The organism is Chelatococcus asaccharovorans, assembly GCF_003201475.1.
GTDB classification, from domain to species: domain Bacteria; phylum Pseudomonadota; class Alphaproteobacteria; order Rhizobiales; family Beijerinckiaceae; genus Chelatococcus; species Chelatococcus asaccharovorans.
Window position 1 is genome coordinate 152,408 of sequence record NZ_QJJK01000005.1, and the last position, 22,375, is coordinate 174,782.

At 63.7% G+C, this 22,375-nt stretch carries 16 protein-coding genes; 9 read left to right on the forward strand and 7 right to left on the reverse strand.

The genetic code is table 11. The annotated features are described in order from the left end of the window. Window positions 1–8: 8 nt before the first annotated feature. The 4 genes from C7450_RS12945 to araD form a co-directional block, all read right to left on the reverse strand. Entirely contained in the window at window positions 9–1,175 is a 1,167-nt protein-coding gene (locus C7450_RS12945; RefSeq protein ID WP_410369471.1) for an ABC transporter permease, read from the reverse strand. 5 nt (window positions 1,176–1,180) lie between these two features. Then, complete coding sequence (locus C7450_RS12950) at window positions 1,181–2,167, reverse strand: ABC transporter permease (RefSeq protein ID WP_110374873.1); 987 nt, start codon at window positions 2,165–2,167, stop codon at window positions 1,181–1,183. Window positions 2,168–2,354: 187 nt separating this feature from the next. After that, complete coding sequence (locus C7450_RS12955) at window positions 2,355–4,220, reverse strand: ABC transporter substrate-binding protein (RefSeq protein ID WP_110374874.1); 1,866 nt, start codon at window positions 4,218–4,220, stop codon at window positions 2,355–2,357. Between the two features lie 574 nt (window positions 4,221–4,794). Then, a complete protein-coding gene (gene araD, locus C7450_RS12960) occupies window positions 4,795–6,504 on the reverse strand; it encodes an L-arabinonate dehydratase (protein ID WP_170147247.1) in 1,710 nt (569 codons plus the stop codon). A gap of 379 nt (window positions 6,505–6,883) precedes the next feature. Here araD and C7450_RS12965 point away from each other — a divergent pair, with 379 nt between their 5' ends. From C7450_RS12965 to C7450_RS12990, 6 genes are all read left to right on the forward strand, one after another. Continuing rightward, the gene (locus C7450_RS12965; protein WP_170147233.1) at window positions 6,884–7,717 is read left to right on the forward strand and encodes a DUF2092 domain-containing protein; all 834 of its coding nucleotides are present in this window, start codon (window positions 6,884–6,886) and stop codon (window positions 7,715–7,717) included. A gap of 115 nt (window positions 7,718–7,832) precedes the next feature. Beyond that, window positions 7,833–8,357 (forward strand): hypothetical protein, encoded by a 525-nt coding sequence (locus C7450_RS34305; RefSeq protein ID WP_210206437.1) that lies wholly within the window; start codon window positions 7,833–7,835, stop codon window positions 8,355–8,357. Window positions 8,358–8,657: 300 nt separating this feature from the next. After that, on the forward strand, window positions 8,658–9,836 hold the full coding sequence (locus C7450_RS12975) for an efflux RND transporter periplasmic adaptor subunit (RefSeq protein ID WP_210206444.1): 1,179 nt from the start codon (window positions 8,658–8,660) through the stop codon (window positions 9,834–9,836). A 24-nt stretch (window positions 9,837–9,860) separates the two neighbouring features. Further along, entirely contained in the window at window positions 9,861–13,031 is a 3,171-nt protein-coding gene (locus tag C7450_RS12980) for an efflux RND transporter permease subunit (protein WP_110374878.1), read from the forward strand. 1,256 nt (window positions 13,032–14,287) lie between these two features. After that, a complete protein-coding gene (locus tag C7450_RS12985; protein ID WP_110374879.1) occupies window positions 14,288–14,992 on the forward strand; it encodes a hypothetical protein in 705 nt (234 codons plus the stop codon). A gap of 384 nt (window positions 14,993–15,376) precedes the next feature. Further along, window positions 15,377–15,883: a L,D-transpeptidase gene (locus C7450_RS12990; RefSeq protein ID WP_110375124.1), complete on the forward strand. Its 507-nt coding sequence runs from the start codon at window positions 15,377–15,379 to the stop codon at window positions 15,881–15,883. On the opposite strand, the gene C7450_RS12995 is transcribed toward C7450_RS12990, so the two are convergent. Next, on the reverse strand, window positions 15,867–17,225 hold the full coding sequence (locus C7450_RS12995) for an SAM-dependent methyltransferase (protein WP_110374880.1): 1,359 nt from the start codon (window positions 17,223–17,225) through the stop codon (window positions 15,867–15,869). The genes C7450_RS12990 and C7450_RS12995 overlap by 17 nt on opposite strands. A gap of 83 nt (window positions 17,226–17,308) precedes the next feature. After that, window positions 17,309–17,974, reverse strand: coding sequence for a putative adhesin (locus tag C7450_RS13000; RefSeq protein WP_110374881.1), 666 nt, complete (start codon window positions 17,972–17,974; stop codon window positions 17,309–17,311). A gap of 266 nt (window positions 17,975–18,240) precedes the next feature. On the opposite strand from C7450_RS13000, the gene C7450_RS13005 reads away from it, so the two are divergent. Continuing rightward, window positions 18,241–19,344 (forward strand): TRAP transporter substrate-binding protein, encoded by a 1,104-nt coding sequence (locus tag C7450_RS13005; RefSeq protein ID WP_110374882.1) that lies wholly within the window; start codon window positions 18,241–18,243, stop codon window positions 19,342–19,344. Window positions 19,345–19,353: 9 nt separating this feature from the next. On the opposite strand, the gene C7450_RS13010 is transcribed toward C7450_RS13005, so the two are convergent. Beyond that, window positions 19,354–19,581, reverse strand: coding sequence for a DUF1674 domain-containing protein (locus C7450_RS13010; protein ID WP_110374883.1), 228 nt, complete (start codon window positions 19,579–19,581; stop codon window positions 19,354–19,356). 169 nt (window positions 19,582–19,750) lie between these two features. Between C7450_RS13010 and htpX the strand changes: the two genes are divergently transcribed. Together htpX and C7450_RS13020 are read left to right on the forward strand one after the other, a co-directional pair. Beyond that, on the forward strand, window positions 19,751–20,692 hold the full coding sequence (htpX, locus tag C7450_RS13015; RefSeq protein WP_110374884.1) for a zinc metalloprotease HtpX: 942 nt from the start codon (window positions 19,751–19,753) through the stop codon (window positions 20,690–20,692). Between the two features lie 213 nt (window positions 20,693–20,905). Then, window positions 20,906–22,324: an RsmB/NOP family class I SAM-dependent RNA methyltransferase gene (locus C7450_RS13020; protein WP_245449688.1), complete on the forward strand. Its 1,419-nt coding sequence runs from the start codon at window positions 20,906–20,908 to the stop codon at window positions 22,322–22,324. Window positions 22,325–22,375 lie beyond the last annotated feature (51 nt).

A 22,375-nucleotide genomic window follows, 5' to 3' on the forward strand; every position in this document is an offset into this window, starting at 1 on the left:
CCCGCTCATCAGCGGCCCTCCTGCGCATAGGGATCGGCCGCATCACGCAGCCCGTCGCCGAGGAAGTTCAGGGCGAGAACCGCGGCACAGACGGCGATGCCCGGGGCGAACAGCCACGGCGCCTGGGCGATGCTGCGGACGTTCTGGGCTTCCTTGAGCAACACGCCCCAGGAGATCGTTGGCGGCAGCAGGCCGAGGCCGAGGAACGAGAGCGATGTTTCGGCAATGATCATCACCGGAATGGCGAGACTGACCGAGGCGATGATATGGCTGACCATCGATGGCATCATGTGACGAAAGATGACGCGCGCCTTGCTGCCGCCGTCGAGCCGCGCGGCGACCACGAAATCCTCCGTCCGGAGCGCCAGGAAGCGCCCACGCACCACGCGCGCCAGCTCCGTCCAGCCGACGAGCGACAGGATCAGGGTGATGGCGAAATAGCGCGTCAGCGGCGCCCAGTCCTGCGGCAGAGCCGCGCTCAACCCCAGCCAGATGGGGATGGTCGGCAGGGACAGCTTGAGTTCGATGAGCCGCTGGACACCCGTATCGACCCAGCCACCATAGTAGCCGGACACCCCGCCGAGCACGAGGCCGAGGAGAAGGCTGACGGCGACGCCGGCGAGGCCGATCGACATCGATACGCGCGTCCCGGCAATGATGCGGCTCAGCATGTCGCGGCCCAGCCGGTCAGCTCCCAGGAGATAGAAGCGTTCGCCCGGCGTGACGGCGGCGATCAGCCGCTTCTCCATCGGGATCAGTCCCCACATCTTGTAGGGCGTGCCGTCGCCGAACAGGGTGAGATAGATCTTCTTGTCCGGATCCGGAGAAAAGGTCGTCTTGAGCGTGAAGCGATCGCGCGACAGCTTCATCCCGTTCACGTGGGGCCGGAATGCCCAGCTTCCGTCTGCGTTGGTATCGAACAGATGGATCATCTGCGGCGGATGGTAGACGTCGCGCGACGACGGCGCGTCCGGATCGAACGGCGCCAGGAACTCCGTGAAGAGCGCGACAAGGTAGAAGGCGATGACCACCACCGCACCCGTCATCGCCAGGCGATGCCGGCGGAAGGAGCCCCAGATCAGCCGCCATTGCGACGCGCTGTCCTCGCCGGCGATGGCCCGTGGATCGGCGTTCGGGTCGATATGCGGATCGGCGACAACGCTCATCTGTGCGATCTCCCTCACCGGTAGCGGATGCGCGGGTCGATGACCGCGAGCAGGATGTCGGAGACCAGCATCCCGACGACCGACAGGCAGCAGAGCAGGAGGATGAAGGCACCGGCCAGATACATGTCCTGCGCGAGCAACGCCTGCAGCAGAAGCGGCCCGGATGTCGGCAGGGACAACACGAAGGCGGTGATCACCGCGCCGCTGATGAGCTGCGGGAAGGCCCAGCCCAGGGTCGACACGAAGGGGTTCAGCGCCATCCGCACGGGATATTTGAGAATGAGCCGGAGTTCCGACAGCCCCTTGGCGCGGGCCGTGGTCACATAGGGCTTGTGCAATTCGTCCAGCAGATTGGCGCGCATGATGCGCGTAAGGCTGGCCGTCGAGCCGAGCCCGAGGATGACCACCGGCAGCCAGAGATGGGACAGGAGATCACCGATCTTCGCAAGGGACCACGGCGCCTTCTCGAACTCCTCGGAGAACAGGCCCGATACATCCGTGCCGAAGAACACCACGGCGATATACATGAGCACAAGGGCCACGAGGAAGCTCGGCATGGCAAGGCCGATGAAGCCGACCGCCGTGATCACATAGTCACCCAGGGTATATTTCTTCACGGCGGAATAGACGCCGATGGGAAAGGCGACCGCCCAGGTGAACAGCAGCGTCGACGTCGCGAGCGTCACCGACAATGCCATGCGCTCCCAGATGAGATTGGAAACAGGCTGCTGCCACTCGAAGGAAATGCCGAAGTCGCCGACCAGAACGCCGGAGATCCATTTCCAATATTGCACGATGAACGGCTGATCGAGCCCGTAGCGCTCGCGCAGCAGTTCAAGACGCTCCTGATCGACGACGTCGCCCGATTGAGCGAGCGTCGCGGCGAATGTCGTCAAGTAGTCGCCAGGGGGCGCCTGGATGAGCGCGAAGGCAATCAGCGACACGACGAAGAGAAACGGCACGGACCACAGGATGCGGCGAATGATATAGGTGATGAGCATCAGTGATCATCTCCAGCGATCATCGTCTGGCGCGCCCGACATCACTGCCGCGAGGGGCTGGGCGATACCTGTCGAAGGAAACCGCGCTGGCGGGGCTGTGGTTGGACGCTGGCCAGCGTAGTGTACGACATGGCGAAGTCCGAAAACCCGGACTTCGCCACACGGGACGTCACTTGTCCCAGAGACCTCATTTGGCCCAGAACCACGTCTGCGGCAGGGTGGGTGCCGGCGTCGGATAGTACCAGGAGCTCGGCATGGTGGCCGGGACGTTCTTCAGGTTCGTCTTGGCGATGCCATAGGTCGGCAAGGCCTTCGTCACCGAGAACACCTCGAACTCGTCGGCGGCGATATCGGCGATCTTCAGCATCAGCGCCCGCCGCTTCTCGGGATCCGTCGTCGCGCGCGCCTCGTCATAGAGCTTCATGCGCTCCTTCACCGAAGCCGGCGGCTCCTCGCCCTGTTTGCCACCCGTCTTGTACCACTGCACCCACGGGATGCCCCAGCGCGAGTCGTGATGCACGGGCACGATCTGTTGCGGGATCTCCCCCGGCACCCAGCTCGCCTGGCCGCCCCAGACCGCCGCGTCATGGTCGTTGCTGTTGGACGTCCGCTCGTAGAAGAACGTGCGCTCCAGCGAGTTCACATCCATGTCGATGCCGATCTTGGCCCACTGGCGTTCGATGAGCTGCAGCATATCCACCTGCTCGGGCTGCAGCGTGGGGATGACATCGATCTTGAACTTGATCGGCCTGCCGCTGGGCAGAAGGCGAGTGCCATCCGGGCCGCGTTTGGTGAGGCCGAGCCCATCGAGCAGCGCATTCGCCTTGGCGACATCGTATTCCAGATATTGCGTGGCGATGCGCTTATGGAAATTGGGATGATTCTCGAAGGGCCCGTTCTGCCAGGGTTCGCCATCGCCCAGGAGCGCCGTGTCGATGATCTCCTTGCGGTTCATGCCGTGCGACAGCGCGATGCGGAAGTCCTTCTTGTTGAAGAGCTCCCTCAATTCCTTGTCCTTCGCCATCAGGTTGAGGTTGATCACCATATTGGTGCCGCCCACGGCGGACGCCTCGAACATCTCGTAGCCGCCCTTGGTGCGGTTCTCCGCGAGCACGGCGCGATTGGCGGGGGCGTCGAGATGCCGGAGGCCGAAATCGATGCGGCCACCGATCGCCGCGAGAATCAGGCTTTCGACATCCTGCGCGATGGGCGCATTGAGCTCGTCGATATAGGGAAGCTGGTTACCTGCCGTATCGACCTGCCAGAAATAGGGATTGCGCTCCATGATGACCCGGGTCGCCCCGCCGGTATAGGGGTCCTTGACCACCCAGGGATCAAGCGTCGGGCGATCAACATTGCCCCAGCGTGCCGGAATTTCGATATCGCCGCATTTCTGCAGGAACAGGTTCTTCCAGTCGGTAGCGTTGTTCGCTTTGACCGTATCCGCAATATTGGCGTTGTACTTGGGATGGAACTGCGAACAATAGTGCTTCGCATAGAGGACCGGATGCTGCCCCAGCGGGCTTGCAAGCTCCGCGAGAAAGTCGCCATACGGCTCCGTGAAAGTGAACTTCACCGTCGCATCGTCGATCTTCTCGACCTTCATCGGCACGCCACCGGTCATATAGCGGGGCTGCGGCGCCGAGAATTCGGCGTTGAGGATGAGATCGTCGACATTGAAGAGAATATCATCGGCGGTGAAGGGCTTGCCGTCAGACCATTTCATGCCTTTGCGCAAGGTGAAGGTGAACACCTTGCCGTCCGGGCTGACATCGACCTTCTCGGCGACATTCGGTACGAGCTTCGTGTATGCGGGATCCCACCGCACCAGCCCCTGGTTGCCGACCATTCGCAGGATATGGTTGTGGTCCGAGGAGCCGCGCAAGCCGAAGCGCAGCTGTCCACCATAAGTGCCAATGGCATCCAGGGGCTTCACCACCTCCGGATGTTCCGGCAGACGCTGCTCGACGGGCGGCAGTTTGCCGGCCTTGGCGGCCGCGGCGAGCGCAGGCGCCTCTTTGTAGTCCGCCGCAAGGACAGGCAGCGCGGTCATCAACAGTGCGCCCGCCGCGCAAGAACGCAATAATGCTCTCGCCGTAAAGCTCATCTCGTCTCACTCCCCAGTGAATTTTTTTATTTAACGATAGCGACGATTTTGACAGAGATTATAGCAACATAAGCCTTTTATACGTTACCCACGCAGTTCAGCGTGTATAGCAACCTGCCGCGACGCCGGATCGAGAACCAAGCACCGCCGCAATCCCGACACCGCAGGGGCAGTCGGTGTTACCTGCCAAGCGCCGTGTCGTCCAAGTGGCGCGGGGCGGAACATCGCCAGATCGACACAAGCCGCGTTCCCGAAGTTGCTCATCTCCGAATCGCGCGTCTCCATGCCCGGATAGACAACCCGCCGGCTCGCACGAACCCCTCGGCTCATAACCTCTTGGGCCCTTCCAGCCGGTCAACCTGCGTCCGTGACCCTCCGTTCCCTGTTTTGCGGTACCGGACAGGAACCCATCTCGTATGTCATCTTACATCGATACAACTGGAACGCCAGCCCGACATGCCGATGTTCGACGAAAGCCTTAGATGGGGGCGCGGGCCATAAAGCCTGCGCCCTTACCGAGTCAGTGGATTTCCGGCTCTGGCGTCGGCGCGCCGGCGTGCAGGAAATCAAAGTCGCAGCCTTTGTCCGCCGAGGTGATGTGCTTGGCGAACATCGCACCATAGCCCCGCTCATAGTGGGGCTTGGGCTGCACCCACGCCGCCTTGCGGCGGGCGAGTTCCGCGTCATCCACATGCAGGTCCAGCCGGCGGCCGGGGATGTCCAGCGTGATGAGATCGCCGTCCTGCACGAGCGCCAGGGGGCCGCCCAGATAGGATTCCGGCGAGACATGGAGCACGCAGGCGCCGTAGCTCGTGCCGCTCATGCGCGCATCGGATATCCGCACCATGTCGCGCACCCCCTTGGCCAGGATCTTCTGCGGGATCGGCAGTTGTCCCCACTCCGGCATGCCAGGGGCGCCGAGCGGCCCGGCGTTCTGGAGGACGATCACGCAAGTCTCGTCGATATCGAGCGCCGGATCGTCGATCCGCGCGGCCATGTCGTCGTAATTGCGGAATACGCGGGCCTTGCCGGTGTGGACATGGAGATGCGGCTCGGCGGCCGGGGGCTTGATGACGGCGCCATTGGGCGCGAGATTGCCCTTCAGCACGGCAAGGCCGCTCGACTCGGTCAGCGGATTGTCGCGTGGACGGATCACCTCGTCATTATAGACCTCCGCCCCTTCCAGGTTCTCGCCGAGCGTGCAGCCATTGGCTGTCAGCGCGGTCAGGTCGAGGTGGCTCGTGATGCGGCTGAGAAGCCCGCGAAGCCCACCCGCATAATAGAAATCCTCCATCAGGAACCGTCCGGAGGGACGCACATCCGCCAGCACGGGGGTGCGCTTGGCGATCTCATCGAAGCGCTCCAGAGGCAGGTCGATACCCACGCGGCCAGCCATCGCCACAAGATGGATGATGGCGTTCGTCGAGCCGGACAGCGCGATATCCGCCGTGATGCCGTTGTCGAAGGCGGCCGGAGTCAGGATATCGCTCGGCTTCAGATCCTCGAGGATCATGTCGACGATCCGCCGGCCGCTCTCAGACGCCATGCGGGCATGGCCCGAATCGGGCGCGGGAATGGACGATGCACCCGGCAGAGTCATCCCCAAGGTCTCGACGATCGCGGTCATCGTCGAAGCCGTCCCCATGGTCATGCAGTGGCCGGGCGACCGCGCGATGCCCTCCTCGATCTCCTGCCAGGCCTGGTCGGAGAGGTTGCCCGCGCGCTTCTCCGCCCAGTATTTCCAGGTGTCGCTGCCGGAACCCAGCACCTTGCCGGCCCAGTTGCCGCGCAGCATCGGCCCGGCAGGCACGAAGATGGCGGGCAGGTTCATGCTGATCGCGCCCATGAGGAGCGCCGGCGTGGTCTTGTCACAGCCGCCCAGCAGCACGACACCATCCATGGGATGGCTGCGCAGGAGTTCCTCGGTCTCCATGGCGAGGAAATTGCGGTAGAGCATCGTCGTCGGCTTGACGAAGGGCTCGCTCAAGGACATCGCCGGCAGCTCGACGGGAAAGCCGCCTGCCTGCCAGATGCCGCGCTTCACCTCCTCGACCCGCTGCTTGAAATGGCTGTGGCAGGGGTTGATGTCGCTCCATGTATTGACGATGGCGACCACCGGCTTGCCCATGAAGTCGGCCCGCGTGTAACCCATCTGGAAGGTGCGCGAGCGATGGCCGAAGGCCCTGAGGCCGGGGTCGCCGTACCAGCGCTGGCTGCGCAACTCCGCAATCTGCCGCCGGGGACGGTCTTTTGCCTTCGCTTCAGGGCCGGGAAGGCCGTCATCTGTCGTCTTGGTCACGCGCTTCTCCCTCGCGCAGCGCAATCCATCCGGCACGCCGCGCTGTGTTGTAACGGACAGGTTATAAAGCTGCCGTCCGCCCCGCAAGGATCGAGAGGCCGATCGCGGCAAGGATCGCGATCACGACGAGCCCGGCGGCCGTCGCCGGCAATAGACACCGGCGGCCGATTATTAACCGCCGCGAACACTGTTCTTTACTTTATTCGCGACAGAAATAGCCCTTGGACCGTGTCAGGCTATTGACAGAAGAATGATGAACGCCGAAGGGTTTGCGTTAAGCAACGGGTCTAATTTGAGTGGGATAGCTTCAATGGCGCTTGAGCTGAATTGGGCGGGCCGCGTGCGTTTTGGCGCGATGCTCGCCCTGGGCGTGTCACTCCTGGCGCTGCCCGCCACGACGACGAACGTCTTCGCCCAGACTGCGCAGGGCACACCTCCCGGGTCTGCAGGCGCTGCCCCCGCGCCCGATAACGGCACGAAGCCGATCATGGATCAGGTGGTGCTCGATCTGTTGAAGAAGGCGATGACCCGGATCGCCTCCGCCCCATCCTTCTCAGTCGAGACTTTCGGTACGCGTGAGGTGCCGACAAGTCAGGGTCAGATGCTGACACTCTTCGACAGCGCCGATGTCGAGATCAAACGGCCGGACAAGCTGATGGCCGAGATCCGGGCCGGCGATAGCGAAATCGACGTCTACTATGACGGTAAGACCATCGCGCTCTCCGACGACAAGGCAAAGCTCTACGCCGTGGCGGATGCGCCGGCGACGCTCGATGCCTTCCTGACCGACGCAGCCAAGACGCAGGGCATTCACCTGCCGATGGCTGATTTTCTGGCGAGCGATCCCTATGCACAGCTCACCGCGGGCCTGACAAACGCCTATGATGCGGGAACGACCGACCTCAACGGGACATCGGTTCGGCATCTGGTTTTTGCCAAGCCGGGGGTGGAATATCAACTGTGGCTGGATTCCAAGACCGACCTCCCGCGCATGATGGCCGTCACCTATGTGGACGCGCCGCGCGCGCCGCGGTTCTCCGTGTCGTTCCGGGACTGGAAGTTCCGCGATCGGCCCGATTCGAAATTCCGCTTCTCGCCGAACAAGTCGGCCGCCAAGATCGATTTCCTGCCGGCCCCCAAATAGCCCAGTGATGCGACGCCCAGGCTGTTTACAACGAGAGAGATGTCCCATGCGGTGCGACATGACAGGCCAGGATGTAAAATGCCAGGACGCGATGGAAGCGAGCCGGGCGAAATCTTTGACATGCCCTAGCAGCCTGGAGGCACGGCGCCACCGGTCAAGCCTGCTGGCTGCTTTTGTCGGCGCGGCTCTGGCGCTGGTCGGCGCTGCATCGCCGGCCGCGGCCTGGGTTGCCTACCACGGCGGCGGCGCCTGGCGGGGCCCCGCCGGCGGTTTCCACGCCTGGCATGGCGGAGCGGCCTGGGGCGGACCCGTCGTTAGGCCCGTCGTTAGGCCCGGCTGGGGTTATGGCTGGGGTTATGGCGGTCCTTCGCCGGGTGCAGCGGCGGCAGTCGGCGCAGCGGCGGGCTTGGCAGCCGGCGCGGCCCTGGGCGCAGCAGCCAGCGCGCCTCCGCCAGTCTACTACGCCCCCCCGCCTGTCACACAGGGCGCACCGATCGGTGCTACCTTCGCGAGCCTTCCGGGTGGCTGCACCTCTGCAACCGTGTCAGGCGTGCTGTACTACCGCTGCGGCGCGATGTTCTACCGGCCCTACTACTCGAACGGGCGAGCCGTCTACCAGGTGGTGGCAAACCCGTTTTAGGGCGGTCGTGGGTACTGTCGCCGACGACGCATGATCCGGCCGCGATCTCGCATCGCGGCCGCTCTATAGATTGCGCGCTTGAACCGTCGACTGGACGGCAGGTGCTGCTGATTGGGCTGGCGACGCGCGCCGGCCCAAGAGACTTTGTTGTGTTGAGAGATTTCGTTGTGTTGGGGGTTTTGCATGGCGTCCGAAGTGCGTGCCACTGTTGCCAGTTCGTGGGCCAGCAATACCGGAAACCACGTCCCGTCGGGCGTCCGGAAAAAAGCGTCGCTGGGCGCTGTTGCCTTGGCGGTGCTGATGCTAGCGGCCTGCAACGACAAGAACGCTTATGTGCCGCCGCCACCGCCGCAGGTGTTCGTGGCACCGCCCGTGCAGAAGCCCGTGCAGCGCTACCTCGAATTCACCGGCAATACCGCCGCCGTGAATTCCGTCGATCTCGAGGCCCGCGTGCAGGGCTTCCTGGAGACGATCAATTACAAGGATGGCGCGCTCGTCAAAAAGGACACGCTCCTCTTCGGCATCCAGCGCGACCAGTATCAGGCGCAGCTCGACCTGCAGAAGGCCGAGCTGGCCTCTGCACAGGCGACTCAGGCCAATGCACAGATCGAGTACAACCGGCAGGCTCAGCTCGGCCGTCAGGACTTCGCCTCCCAGCGTGCGATCGATGACGCCAAGACCAATCTCGACAAGGCGATTGCGCAGATCGCCGCCGACCAGGCCAATATCCAGCTCGCGACGATCACCCTGGGCTACACGCAGGTCACGGCACCTTTCGATGGCATCGTGACGCGCCATCTCGTCGACGTCGGTGCGCTCGTCGGCTATTCCGGCCCCACGAAGCTGGCGACGATCGTGCAGGTGGATCCGATCTACACCTATTTCACGGTCAGCGAACAGATCGTCCTGCAGATCAAGGCGGAGCTCGCACGGCTCGGCCGCAATCTCACCGAGATCCATAATGTCCCGGTTGAGATCGGCCTCCAGGATCAGAGCGATTTTCCGTATCGCGGCACGATCGACTACATCGCCCCGCAGGTGGATCCGAGCACAGGTACGCTCGAAGTGCGCGGCGTCTTTCCCAATGAGAACCTGTCGCTCATTCCAGGCCTCTTTGTTCGCGTGCGCATCCCGGTCGGACAGCCTATTGATGCCTTGCTCGTCGATGATACCGCCATCGGGCGGAACCAGCTTGGCAGTTACGTCCTCGTCGTTGACGCCAACGGCGTCGTCCAGCAGCGCCAGGTCACGACGGGACGGCTCGAGGGCCAGCTCCGGGTGATCGAGAAGGGGATCGATCCCGGCGACAAGGTCATCATCAACGGCGTCCAGCGTGCCGTGCCCGGCAACAAGGTCAACCCCCAGGTCGGCACAATGGCGGCCGCTACGCCGGCGGCATCTCCCGCGGCCGCCACAGCATCGCCTCCTTCCGCCTCCGCGCCGGCGCCCGCCGCCGCGCCCGCTCCCACGAAGCCCTGACGCTCCGGCCAGAAGGCGGCTCCCATGATTTCCCGCTTCTTCATCGAGCGCCCGGTCCTCGCCAACGTTCTGGCGCTGGTCATGGTGTTGATCGGCGCGGTCGCGCTCTTCAACCTGCCGGTCGCACAATATCCCAACGTCACGCCTCCGACCGTACAGGTGACGACGCGCTATCCCGGCGCCAGCGCCAAGACGGTTGTCGATACCGTTGCCCTGCCCATCGAGCAGCAGGTGAATGGCGTCGACAAGATGATCTATATGCAGTCCACCAGCGCGAGCGACGGCTCCTACACGCTGACGGTGACCTTCGCGATCGGCACGGATCCGGATTTCGCGCAGGTGCTGGTGCAGAACCGCGTGAGCATCGCCATGTCCTCGCTGCCCCAGGCCGTGCAGGTGCAGGGCGTCACCACGCAGAAGAAATCCACGTCCATCCTGCAATTCGTGACGCTGTCTTCGCCCGATGGCCGTTATGACAGCCTGTTCCTGGCCAACTACGGCGTGATCAACATCCAGAACGAGTTGGCCCGTCTTCCCGGCGTGGGCAATATCACCGTGTTCGGCGCCGGCGAATACGCCATGCGCGTGTGGATGAACCCGCAGCAGATGCAGGCCCGCGGCCTGACGCCGTCAGACGTGATCCACGCCATCCAGCAGCAGAGCCAGGAAGTGACCGCGGGCGTGGTCGGCATGCCGCCGGCGCCTCCCGGGCAGAATTTCCAGTACACCATCAATATCAACGGCCGCCTCAACAACGCGCCGGACTTCGAGAACATCATCGTCAAGGTCGACAACGCCAATGGCGGCCAGATCACCCGCATCCGTGACATCGGCCGGGTCGAGCTCGGCGCCCAGACCTATAGCCAGTCCTTCACGCTGAACGGCAAGCCTGCGGCCGGAATCGGCGTCTACCAGCTCCCGGACGCCAATGCCATCTCGGTGGCGGAGGAAGTTCGCGGCAAGATGGAAGAGTTGTCGAAGAGCTTCCCGCCGGGTCTTGTCTATGGCGTGCCCTTCGACACCACGATGTTCGTGAACGCCTCGATCAGCGAGGTGTACAAGACGCTCTTCGAGGCCGGCATCCTGGTGCTGGTGGTCATCCTGCTGTTCCTGCAGGACTGGCGGGCGATGCTGGTGCCGGCCACAACCGTTCCCGTGACGATCATCGGCGCCTTCGCGGCCATGTCGGCCATGGGCTTCACCGTCAATCTCTCGACGCTTTTCGCCATCGTGCTGGCGATCGGTATCGTCGTCGACGACGCCATCGTCATCGTCGAAGGCGTCGCCCGCCACATCGAAGAGGGCATGCCCGGCCAGCCAGCGGCCGAGAAGGCCATGGACGAGCTCTTCGGCCCCATCATCGGCATCACGCTCGTCTTGATGTCCGTGTTCATCCCCGCGGCCTTCCTGCCAGGCCTGACAGGCCAGCTCTTCCAGCAATTCGCCCTGGTGATCGCGGCAACCGCCCTGATCAGCGCCATCAACGCGCTGACACTGAAGCCGACACAATGCGCCCTCTGGCTGCGCAAGCCCGTGCCGCCCGAGAAGCGCAATGCCTTCTATCGCGGCTTCAACGCCATCTATGACCGCTGCGAGCGCGCCTATTCCCACCTGATCGCGCGTATGGTCCATCGCAGCCCGCTGATGGTCGCGATCGCACTGGTGCTGATCGGCATCGCTGGCTGGTCGCTGACGCGGGTGCCGACAGCCTTCCTTCCGACGGAAGACCAGGGCTATGTGCTCATCGGCGCCCAGTTGCCCGATGGCGCCTCCCAGGAACGCACCAATGCCGTTCTCGCCAAGGTGTCGCAGATCGCCCAGGACACGCCGGGCGTCGAGAACGTCATCGGCATCAGCGGCATTTCCGTGCTGGACAACAACGCGACCCTCCCCAACGCCGCCGTTGCCTATGTCGTGCTGAAGGACTGGGGCGTCCGCGACAAGACGAAGGGCGAGGACCTCCTCGGCATATACGAACATCTCAACCGCGCGCTGCAGGCCGTGCCGGAGGCCACGACCTTCGTGCTCGTGCCGCCTGCCATTCAGGGCATCGGCAACGCCAGCGGCTTCACCATGCAGACCCAGCTCAAGGACGGCAGCTTCAACTACCAGCTGCTTGAGGCCGTGACGCGCCAGATCGTCGCGGCCGGATCGAGCCAATCCTCCCTGCAACACCTGAATACGTCCTTCCGCGCCGGCGTGCCCCAGTTCGAGGTCAAGGTCGATCGCGTCAAGGCTGAGACCCTTGGCGTAACGGTGGGACAGGTGTTCTCGGCCTTGTCCGGCTATGTCGGATCAAGCTACGTCACGCAGTTCAACGCCTTCGGCATGACCTTCCAAGTCTATACCCAGGCCGAATCGCCGTTCCGCGTCAATCCTCGCGATCTTCTCGATCTCAAGGTGCGTGCCGGCAATGGAACGATGGTTCCTCTCGGGACAATCGTCACCATCGAGCCGATGGTCGGCCCATCCCTCATCAGCCTCTACAACCTCTATCCCAGCGCGACCATCGTCGGCACGTCGGCGCCCGGCTTCTCATCCGGCCAGGCCCTGAGCCTGATGGGCCAGATCGCCACCAGCATCTTGCCACCCGGCACCGGTTATGAGTGGACGGCGATGTCCTATCAGGAGATGGCTGTCGGATCGCAGATCTATGTGGTGTTCGGGCTCGCCATTCTGCTCGTCTACTTCGTCCTTGCCGGACAGTACGAGAGTTGGATCCAGCCGCTGTCGGTGCTGCTCGCAGTCCCGCTCGCCCTGCTTGGGACAGTCGGCGCGCTCGTCGGCCTCGGCATCGCCAACAACCTCTATACCCAGATCGGTTTGATTCTGCTGATTGCGCTCGCGAGCAAGAATGCCATCCTGATCGTGGAATATGCGCGTGAGAAGCGCGCCGAGGGCATGGAGATCGCGGATGCGGCGGTAGAAGCGGCGCGCCTGCGCTTCCGGCCCATCATCATGACGTCCTTCGCCTTCATCCTCGGCGTGTTGCCTCTGGTGCTCGCCACCGGCGCCGGTGCGTCGGCCCGCAAGTCCATCGGCATCGCCGTCTTCTCAGGTATGCTGGCATCGACCTGTCTCGCGGTTCTGTTCGTGCCTTCCTTCTTCACCCTCCTGCAGCGGTTCGAGGAATGGCGCGCCGGCCGCTCGGCCAAACCGGCATCGGAAGCCGAGCCCGCGTCCGAGGCGCGATGACGCATCGGGGGCGCCCGAACCGAAGGTGCCCCATAGCTCAACCGCACGCGGGCTCGGGGTCATCGCGAGGCGGCCTTTTGCGCCGGCGCCCCATACGGGCGTCGCGCTGAACGACATACATGATCGAAGCGGGCTTGGGGTCGGGGTCTCCCCGGCCGCCGACCCGACCTGCGCGGCCATGGCGGCACGGCCTTTGGAGCAGGTCCGTCTGTTGCAGGCTCGCGCAGTTCCTCAAGAGACGAACACATTCACCGGATTGGATGGCCCCGACTGATTCGGTCCGAGCCGGATCGGCTCCGAACCTCCATCGGCGTGGAAGGCACTTCGCGCACCACGCCGTCAGCGCGGCCGGCGCGGGCGCCGACATAACGAGAAAGCGACCCGCATCCCTCCCGCAGGCAGCGCTCCGCCGTAAAGCGCCTCACGAAAACAAATCTGATGTAAAACGCCGCACTGATAAATATATCATTGAACATGCTATGGCGATCTCTTGCGATCGCAACAAATCGTCACAATATAAACCATCAAATGGGTTTCGCCCTCTCGCCCCCTGCCAATGGCAGCCGGCTGCCAATAAAATCATATACTTAATCTGGCTCGGCCGATCTCTATCGCCGGGATTGATCGACGTCGCCGGCCAGGCGGCCGACCGCGAAACAGGGCGTCGCGCGGTGATCATGCGCCCTGCTCCTTCCCCGCCCCCTGGAAAAGCCTGATTCCACTAACCATTATATCACTTGCGCATCGGCGACAGACTTGCTATTCGCTCATCGTCCAATGGCTCTTGCTGAACGCATTATAGGCTTCGATACCATCGCGCAGGGATTTCCTTGGTGCGAAGACGGAGAAGGGCTATGATTCGCGCGTGACTATTCGCTATACTCCGCGGGGGGAGATGGCGAATCAGAGCCGGCTATCGAGCAAGTTTGTGCGGGGGCACCAATTTGTCATTGAGCTTTGCGGCGGCTGCGGCTGTTAATGCTGTGGAACGCAATAGCGGATCGCTGAAACAATTATAACACTGAAGACAACCTTCAAGAGGACTTATGAGACGACAGTCGCGACCGTTTGTGGTCGAGGTTAAGCGCACGCGGAAGGCTCCAACGAATATTTGGGGATCTTCATCCCTTTTTCATGATGCGGAAGCGCCAACCAAAAGCGCTGGCGTAACATCGGCAAGTCTTGAAGGCCTCTTCAAGAAGTCACCGACGCAAGCGCCCCAACAATCCGGCAGCACTGGCTCCGCGCCACGCGTTTTGCCGAGCCTTCTCGCCGAGGAATCACCGGTTCTCGAGCGTATCGCGGCAGCCGATCACCGCGAATCGGATGATGCGGGCAACGACGACGACGTTTTCGCACCGCGAACAGCACCACGCCCGGCGCGCAAAATCTCCGCAAAAGCCCCGACCGGGCCGGAGACTCCTGCCGCGCGTGAGCCCTCAACGGAGGAGCATCGTCCCACCACGATACGCCCCTCCCTTGCCGGCCTCTGGGACGACCCGCTTTCGCAGGAGGCTTTTGCCGAACGCGCGAAGCCGGACAGCATCGAGGATGCGGCGCCTGCGATTGGCTGGCCCGTAAAGCCAGCGGTTGACGAGAGCGTCGCACCGTCCGAGCCGAAGGGTGCGAGCGATCTCTTCACCGGCCAGTGGCCATCGGAGGAGGCAGCGCCGCCATCCAAGGCAAAGCCGCGGCGCAAGGCGAAGGCCTCCGCGCCGAAGGCCCCCAAGCCCTCATCCGCTTTCGCCTTGCCCCTGGATAATCTGGGTGACGATGACTCGAGCGGGGATGACGAAACCCTGGACACGATGGACACGGCGCTGGACATCCAGCCACTTGGCGACGCGGTCCCCCGTCGTGAGGTCAGTGCTTCCGTCGTGCGCCGTCGCCGCAATCAGGCGACCGCCGCTCTGCCGCCAGGTCAGCGCTGGAAGCGCCGCCTGCCTTCGAGCTTGCGCTGACAGGGCCTCTGTCTGCCGACACAGGCATATTTATATCAATCAACGACTTTCGGGAGAGCGGCTGTTCCGTCACGCGGGCAGCCGCTTTTGCTTTCGCATCTCATCCGGCACCGCCAGACGTAAGACTCCGAAGCTCCGGATAAAGCCGCGCTGATAGCCACGGCATTTCAGATTTATTAAATCTGATTGCAATTAGTGCATCACCGCGCCCGTCAAAAACAGTATTCCTGATCGTCCGCAAGGATTACTTCAGCGCAGCCCTTGTTGAATGCCCTTCACCGCAAGACCGATGCGTGATGGGAAGGGATCATGGGTGAAGAGTTCTCGCGACCCCGCGGCTGGACACGACGGCGTGCCCTTCGCCTGCCCGTCCTTGGGCTGCCCATGGTTGGACTGCCCATCCTCGGCTTGACGTCGGCCACCACAGCACTATCGACGGATGCGATCGCGGCGCCCAGCCTCGCACCGTTCGCCGGCCCGCCACCGGGCTCGGTGGTGATACGCATGCGCGAGCGCAAGCTCTATCTCGTGCTGGACGGTGGCCAGGCCATCCGTTACCCCGTCGCCGTCGCGCGGCCAGACAAGCAATGGCATGGCACGGTGCACATCGATGGCAAATATATCGAGCCGGCCTGGATGCCGCCGCCGGACGTGAAGCGCGACAATCCAAGGCTTCCCGACTACATTGCCGGCGGCGCTCCCGACAACCCCATGGGTGCGCGCGCCCTGACCCTTTCGGGCGATCTCTACGCCATCCACGGGACCACGCGTCGCATGCGCCGCAGCATCGGCAGCTATGCCAGCTACGGTTGCATCCGCATGCTCAACGAGGACATCATCGACCTTTATCAGCGCGTGCGTGTGGGTACGCCGGTCACCGTTGTCCCGTGACATCCCCGTCAGCGTAAAGGTCGGCCCGCGTCGGCGGCAAGCCGGAGAGGCCGCGCGCACGACGCGTCGCGACCGTCTGGAAAATGCCGATGGTGCCACGCTCGAAGCCAAGTGAAACGCCCGCGAGATAAAGCAGCCAAAGCCGTGTCTTGGCGTCGCCGACCTCGCGGATGGCGGCCTCGCGCGCGGCATAGAGACGCTCGCACCAGCGCCGCGTGGTCAGCGCATAATGCTCGCGCCACGCCTCCACGTCGTGAATCTCGAAGCCGTGCCGCTCCAGGCTGGAGACGGACCCGCCGATATGGTCGAGCTCTGACCCGGGGAAGATGTAATTGACGATCGCCGCATATTCCGGCCGCTTCCGGCGAAAGGCGCGCGCGCTCTTCTTGGCCGGGCGCGTGATTGCGTGATTGAGCAGGATGCCGCGCGGCTTGAGCAGCTCACGCAGCTTCGTAAAATAGGCCGCGTGATTGTCGAGGCCGACATGCTCGAACATGCCGATCGACGCAATCTTGTCAAAGGTCCCCGTCACCTCTCGATAGTCGCGCAGCTCGACATGAACACGCCCCTCGAGGCCGAGACGGGCGATCTTCTCCCTGGTGAAGGCAAGCTGCGCCTCCGACAGGGTCACGCCATGGGCCTCGACCCCGTAGTGTTGTGCGGCATGGCAGACGAGCCCGCCCCAGCCGCAGCCGATGTCGAGGAAGCGCTCGCCGGGCTTGAGCCTGAGCTTGCGGCAGATCATGTCGAGCTTGGCGCGCTGCGCATCCTCCAACGAGCTCCCCCAGGTGGGGAAATAGCCGCAGGAATACTGCATCTCCGGGTCGAGGAAGAGCTGGTAAAAGGCATTCGACAGGTCGTAGTGGAACTGCACCAGGGCCTTGTTGTCACGTCCGCCCGCGTCCTTGTCGATCTGCTGGCCCTGATAAGCCTCGCTCCTGAGCGGCGTGGCCGCGGCATCGGCTTTCGCCGAAAACAGGAACGGCCAAAGCGCCCGCGCCAGGGAGAACTTGCTGATCTTCTTCCAGATGCCTTTGGTGCCGCCGCCGCGCCGTGCCGCGAGATCGAGCAGCGTCCCGCCGACGATGTCCACGTCGCCGGCCGCGGCGAGATCGATCAGCGTGGCGAGGCGCGGGCGGCGGATCAGCCGGCTCACGACAGCCGGGCTGTTCAAGGCCACAAGCAGATCGGTGCGGGCGTTGGGACCAAGCGCAATGACGTCGCCGTCCCACAGCCGGATGCCGAAATCGGCGTTGATATGGTCCGCCGCCTGCCGCAGCACGCGTTTCACGGCAACGAGACGCTTGTCCCCGCCGTTATCCGCCGTCGTGTCACTCGTCATCGCGCATTCCTATTCCGTTCGCGCGCGACATTAGACTGTTCAATCCGACATTGGCAGCCCGTGCCATCCCAATCCCGTTACGGTCAATAGGTATAGCGTCGCTCCGGTGAATAGACCGGCGCGCCGAAGAGCCACAGCGGGCTGCGGCAGAAATCGCAATGGATCGTCCGGTAGCGGTAACCGTGATCATACAGGATCTGCAGCAGGGTCGATAATCTCATTGCCAGCTTTGGATAGCGGTGTCTCACGGTGATGACGTCCATGTTCCACACTCCCCATCGCTCGACGAGGCGCTGGTAATCCTCACAATCCGTGTCGCGCATCCGATCGATCACCGCCGGATGGGGTCTCATGGGAGGCGACGCGTCCGGCGGCCGGATGGAATAGCGATAGGCAACTTGGAGGGGAAGGTTGCGCAGCATGTCATAGGTTTCGTACCGACCTTGGTACTTACTGAGAAAATAGTCGGGATAGCGCCCTCCGCTTCGTGTCTCGTAGGGCGCGTAGGCGCCCGTCAGCACGCCGACGATATCCGTACTGATCGGCTCGACGAGCGAAGCGCCTTCCGGTCCGTAGAACACCAGATCCACATCCAGCCGCACAAAGGAACTACCTTGGAAACGCACACCGTGGCTTGATATCACGCAGGTGTCGACGCCCGGCGTGGGACGATCATTGGCGAGCGTCCATGCATAAACATGCCGCCCCAGAGCATTCGCAGTGAGATTACAGCTGCTTTCGACAAACATTGCTCAACAGCACCGCTTGGATTTACATTTTTATAATATACATAAATGACAAATTGAACAGTTACCGACCGCAGCGTCGTCATACGTGCAAGATTGGTCGCAATGTGCGTAGTCGGGCGCGGTGCACGGAAGGAGGGCGCGCAACACGCGTCGCGACAAAGATAACGCTCGGGCTCATCTTGTATTTGCCAACGGCCGCGATGACGCACTATTAAGCCGGCGGGCCGACGGCCCATGCCTCAATAAATCTCCTGGGAGGATGCCGGATGAAGCGTCGTGATTTCCTGAAGGGTGCCCCCGGCGCTGTCGCGGCCGGTACGGTGGCCGCCGCAGGTGTGGCCATGCCCGCCATTGCGCAGTCGTCACCGGCCATCAAGTGGCGTATGACGTCGAGCTTCCCGAAGCCGCTCGACGCCCTGTTCGGCAACGCGGAAATGTTCGCGAAACTGGTCGGCGAAGCGACCGACGGACAATTCCAGATCCAGTGCTTCGGTCCCGGCGAGATCGTGCCTGCGCTGCAGGCCTTGGACGCAGCGCAAAACGGCACCGTCGAATGTGCCCACACGCCCATCTATTTCTACACCGGCAAGGAGACCGCGCTCGCCTTCGGCACGGGCGTGCCCTTCAGCTTCAATTCGCGCCTCCAATATGCCTGGCTGCTCAACGGCGGCGGCAATGCGCTGATGGACGAAGCCCTGGCTAAGTTCAACGTCGTAGGCTTCCCATGCGGTCAATCCGGAACCCAAATGGGCGGTTGGTTCCGTAAGGAGATCAACACGCCGGAGGACTGGAAAGGCCTGAAGTTCCGCATTGGAGGTTTGGGCGGCGACGTGCTGGCGCGCCTCGGGGTGGTGCCCCAGCAGATCGCCGGCGGCGATATCTACCCCGCGCTCGAGCGTGGCACCATCGACGCCGCCGAATTCGTCAGTCCCTACGACGACGAGAAGCTCGGCTTCGCGAAGGTGGCGAAGTATTATTACGCGCCCGGCTTCTGGGAGGGCGGCGCGATGCTCCACATGGTTGTCAACCGTGACAAGTGGAACGCGCTGCCCAAGCACTATCAAGCGATCATGCGTCAGGCCGCCGATGCCTCGACCAACTGGATGCTCGCGAAATATGACGCCTTCAACGGCCCGGCGCTGAAGCGCCTCATCGGGACCGGGACCGAGTTGCGGTTCTTCCCGAATCCGGTGCTCGATTCCGCCTGGACCGCGGCCCACCAGCTTTACGGCGAGATGGCTGCCAAGAACCCCCTGTTCAAGAAGGCGCTGGATTCGATGATCGCCTTCCGCACCGAGAACTATCTCTGGTGGCAGGTCAACGAATATGCCTTCGACACCCTGATGATCCGCAACCGCACCAAGACGTGAGAACGGGCCTCAGAAGTCGCTGGCAATGCCTTTGACTTCCCAATCGTTATAGCGCACGGGCTCCGGCCCGTTGCGTCCGTTGATCTCGCGCTGCGACGCCAGTTCCGCAGCGCGGGCATCGATCGCCGCGCGGCGCTCCGCGGCCTCGGCCAGCGCACGCTGCGCTGCCGGCGTCAAGGGTTTGCGGGGGGCCTCGGGTCCATTTGGGGCGGCATCCGGGCCGGGCGGGGGAAACATATCGGCAGTCGTCACGAGAATTACTCCATTCACAGGCGTTCCGCGCACTTGAAGGGCAGGCCTACCCTTCTCCACATATAGGCCACGATCCTATGGACGCCATAGTCAAGCAGGGATCGGGACCAGCGGCGGGCCTTTAGGGGAACCGGGCGGTCGGTGGAGGACTGGGATGAACTATCTGAAGACCGGAATGCTGCTCGCGGCACTGACAGCGCTGTTCGGTGTCGTCGGCTATCTCATCGGCGGCGCCGCAGGTCTTCTCATCGCGCTGGCGCTCGCCGCGGGCATGAATCTGTTCAGCTACTGGAATTCGGACAGGCTGGCGCTCGCCGCCTACAACGCCCAGGAAGTGGACGAGCGCGCCGCGCCCGAATTTGTCGGCATGGTCCGCCAGCTTGCCGAGCGTGCGGGGCTGCCGATGCCGCGTGTCTATATCATCGACAATCCCCAGCCCAACGCCTTCGCGACCGGCCGCAATCCGGAGAATGCCGCCGTGGCGGCCACAACCGGCCTCATACGCCTTCTGAGCCGTGAGGAACTGGCCGGCGTCATTGCCCACGAGCTCGCGCATATCAAGAATCACGATACCTTGACGATGACCATCTCGGCGACGATCGCCGGCGCCATCTCGTCAATCGCCCAGTTCGGGCTTTTCTTCGGCGGCGGCAACCGCAACAACAACGGGCTTGGGACCATCGGCACCATCCTGCTCGTCGTGCTGGCGCCCATCGCCGCCATGATCATCCAGATGGCCGTCAGCCGCTCGCGGGAATATGAGGCCGATCGGATGGGGGCGGAATTCTGCGGCAACCCTCTATGGCTATCGACCGCCCTCGCCAAGATTTCACAAGGCGTTGTCCATATCCCGAATGAGGATGCCGAAAGGCACCCGGCGACCGCACCGCTCTTCATCATCAATCCCTTGTCGGGACGGGCGATGGACAACCTGTTCTCGACCCACCCGGCCACGGAGAACCGCATAGCGGCGCTCGAGCAGATTGCGCGCGCCATGGGGATATCGCCGCAGCGCTCATCCTCCTTCCTCGGGGGCGCCGGGCGTGCCGCCGGCCCTTGGGGCAACGCGGCGCGTCCGCGCGGTCCCTGGGGTTGATCCCGGGGCCGGCAAACCACGTCCCGCGATTAAAGGTCGACAAACGCCGCCGCTTCGCGGAAAAGGCGTGCGGATGGCATGATTTGGTGCGCTTCCGGCATCTCCCGCCTGCAGGTATCGCACCGCCCCCTGCCGCCCAAGGTCCTCCTCAGCGTTCAATCGTCTCCTCAGAGTTCAATCCATGACAGATCCTGCCACCGGGGATCGGCCCAGTTGAAACCCTCTGTTCCCGCGCACCGCGGCCGCTCACGGCGGGATGATCCACCCGGCCTCGCCGCGCGCCGCATGGCGGCGGTCGCGCTCACGCGTATCCTCGGGCATAGCGAGGGCCTGGACGATCTCTTCGAGAGTGGCGCCGGCCGCCGTGGCACGGCGCGCGACAAAAAACCGGCCGGCAGCGGACCGGCCGGCACGGAGCTCGATCCGCGCGACAGGGCGCTGGCCCGCGCCATCACAACAGCGGCCCTGCGCCGTCTCGGCACCTTGCGCCAGGCGATCGGTGAGCGCCTGCAGAAGGGCCTGCCGCGCAACTCCGGCGCATTGGAAGCCATCCTGCTCGTCGGGGCGGCTCAACTTCTCCTTCTCGACGTGCCAGACCATGCGGCGGTCACAACCGCTGTCGACCTTGCTCGCCGCGACAGCCGCGCCTTCCCCTATGCCAAGCTGGTCAATGCCGTGCTGCGCCGCATCGCGGCCGACCGTGACGCCATCCTGGCAACGTCAGATCCCTTCGACATCGACACCCCGCCCTGGCTGCGCGCCCGCTGGAGCGACGCCTATGGCGAGGCGACAGCACGGCAGATCGCCAGCGCCCACGGACGCGAGCCCTCGGTCGACATCACCGTCAAGGCCGACGCGCCTTCCTGGGCGGAACAGCTCGGCGGCATCCTCCTGCCGACGGGGTCGATCCGCCTGACGGCGCGGACGCCCGTCGTCGACCTCCCCGGCTACGGCGAAGGCGCCTGGTGGGTGCAAGACGCAGCGGCGGCGCTTCCGGCGAAGCTCCTGAAGGTCAAACCTGGTGAGACGGTCCTCGATCTCTGCGCGGCGCCCGGCGGCAAGACGGCCCAGCTTGCGGCGGCCGGCGCCAAAGTGACCGCCGTGGACAGGGCCGAAGCCAGGCTCGACCGCCTCAAGGCCAATATGCATCGGCTCAAGCTCGCCGTGACGTGCCTCCGGGCCGACGTCGGCAGCCTTGACCACGCACCCGCCGATGCGGTGCTGCTGGATGCCCCGTGCAGCGCGACCGGCACCATCCGCCGCCATCCCGATGTCGCCTGGACGAAGCGCCCGGACGATATCCCGGCCCTCGCCGCCATCCAGTTCCAACTCCTCGACCATGCCGCTGGCCTTGTGAAGCGCGGTGGCGTTCTGGTCTATTGCACCTGCTCGCTCGAGCCCGAGGAAGGCGAATTGCAGATCAGCGCATTCCTTGCCCGGCACCCGGACTTCCATCGTGAGGCGATCACGGCAGCCGAACTCGGGGGTCTTGGCGATCTCGTGACCCGCGACGGTGATCTCCGCAGCCTGCCGAGCGCAAGCATTCCCCTGGCCGATGGAACCATCCTCGACGGTCTCGATGGTTTTTATGCCGCCCGCTTGCGGCGCGCCACCCCGGCGGAGATCAACTGAAACGTTAACTTCTGCCCGCTATCTTCGCCGTTTGGTAACGATGCTGGCGCA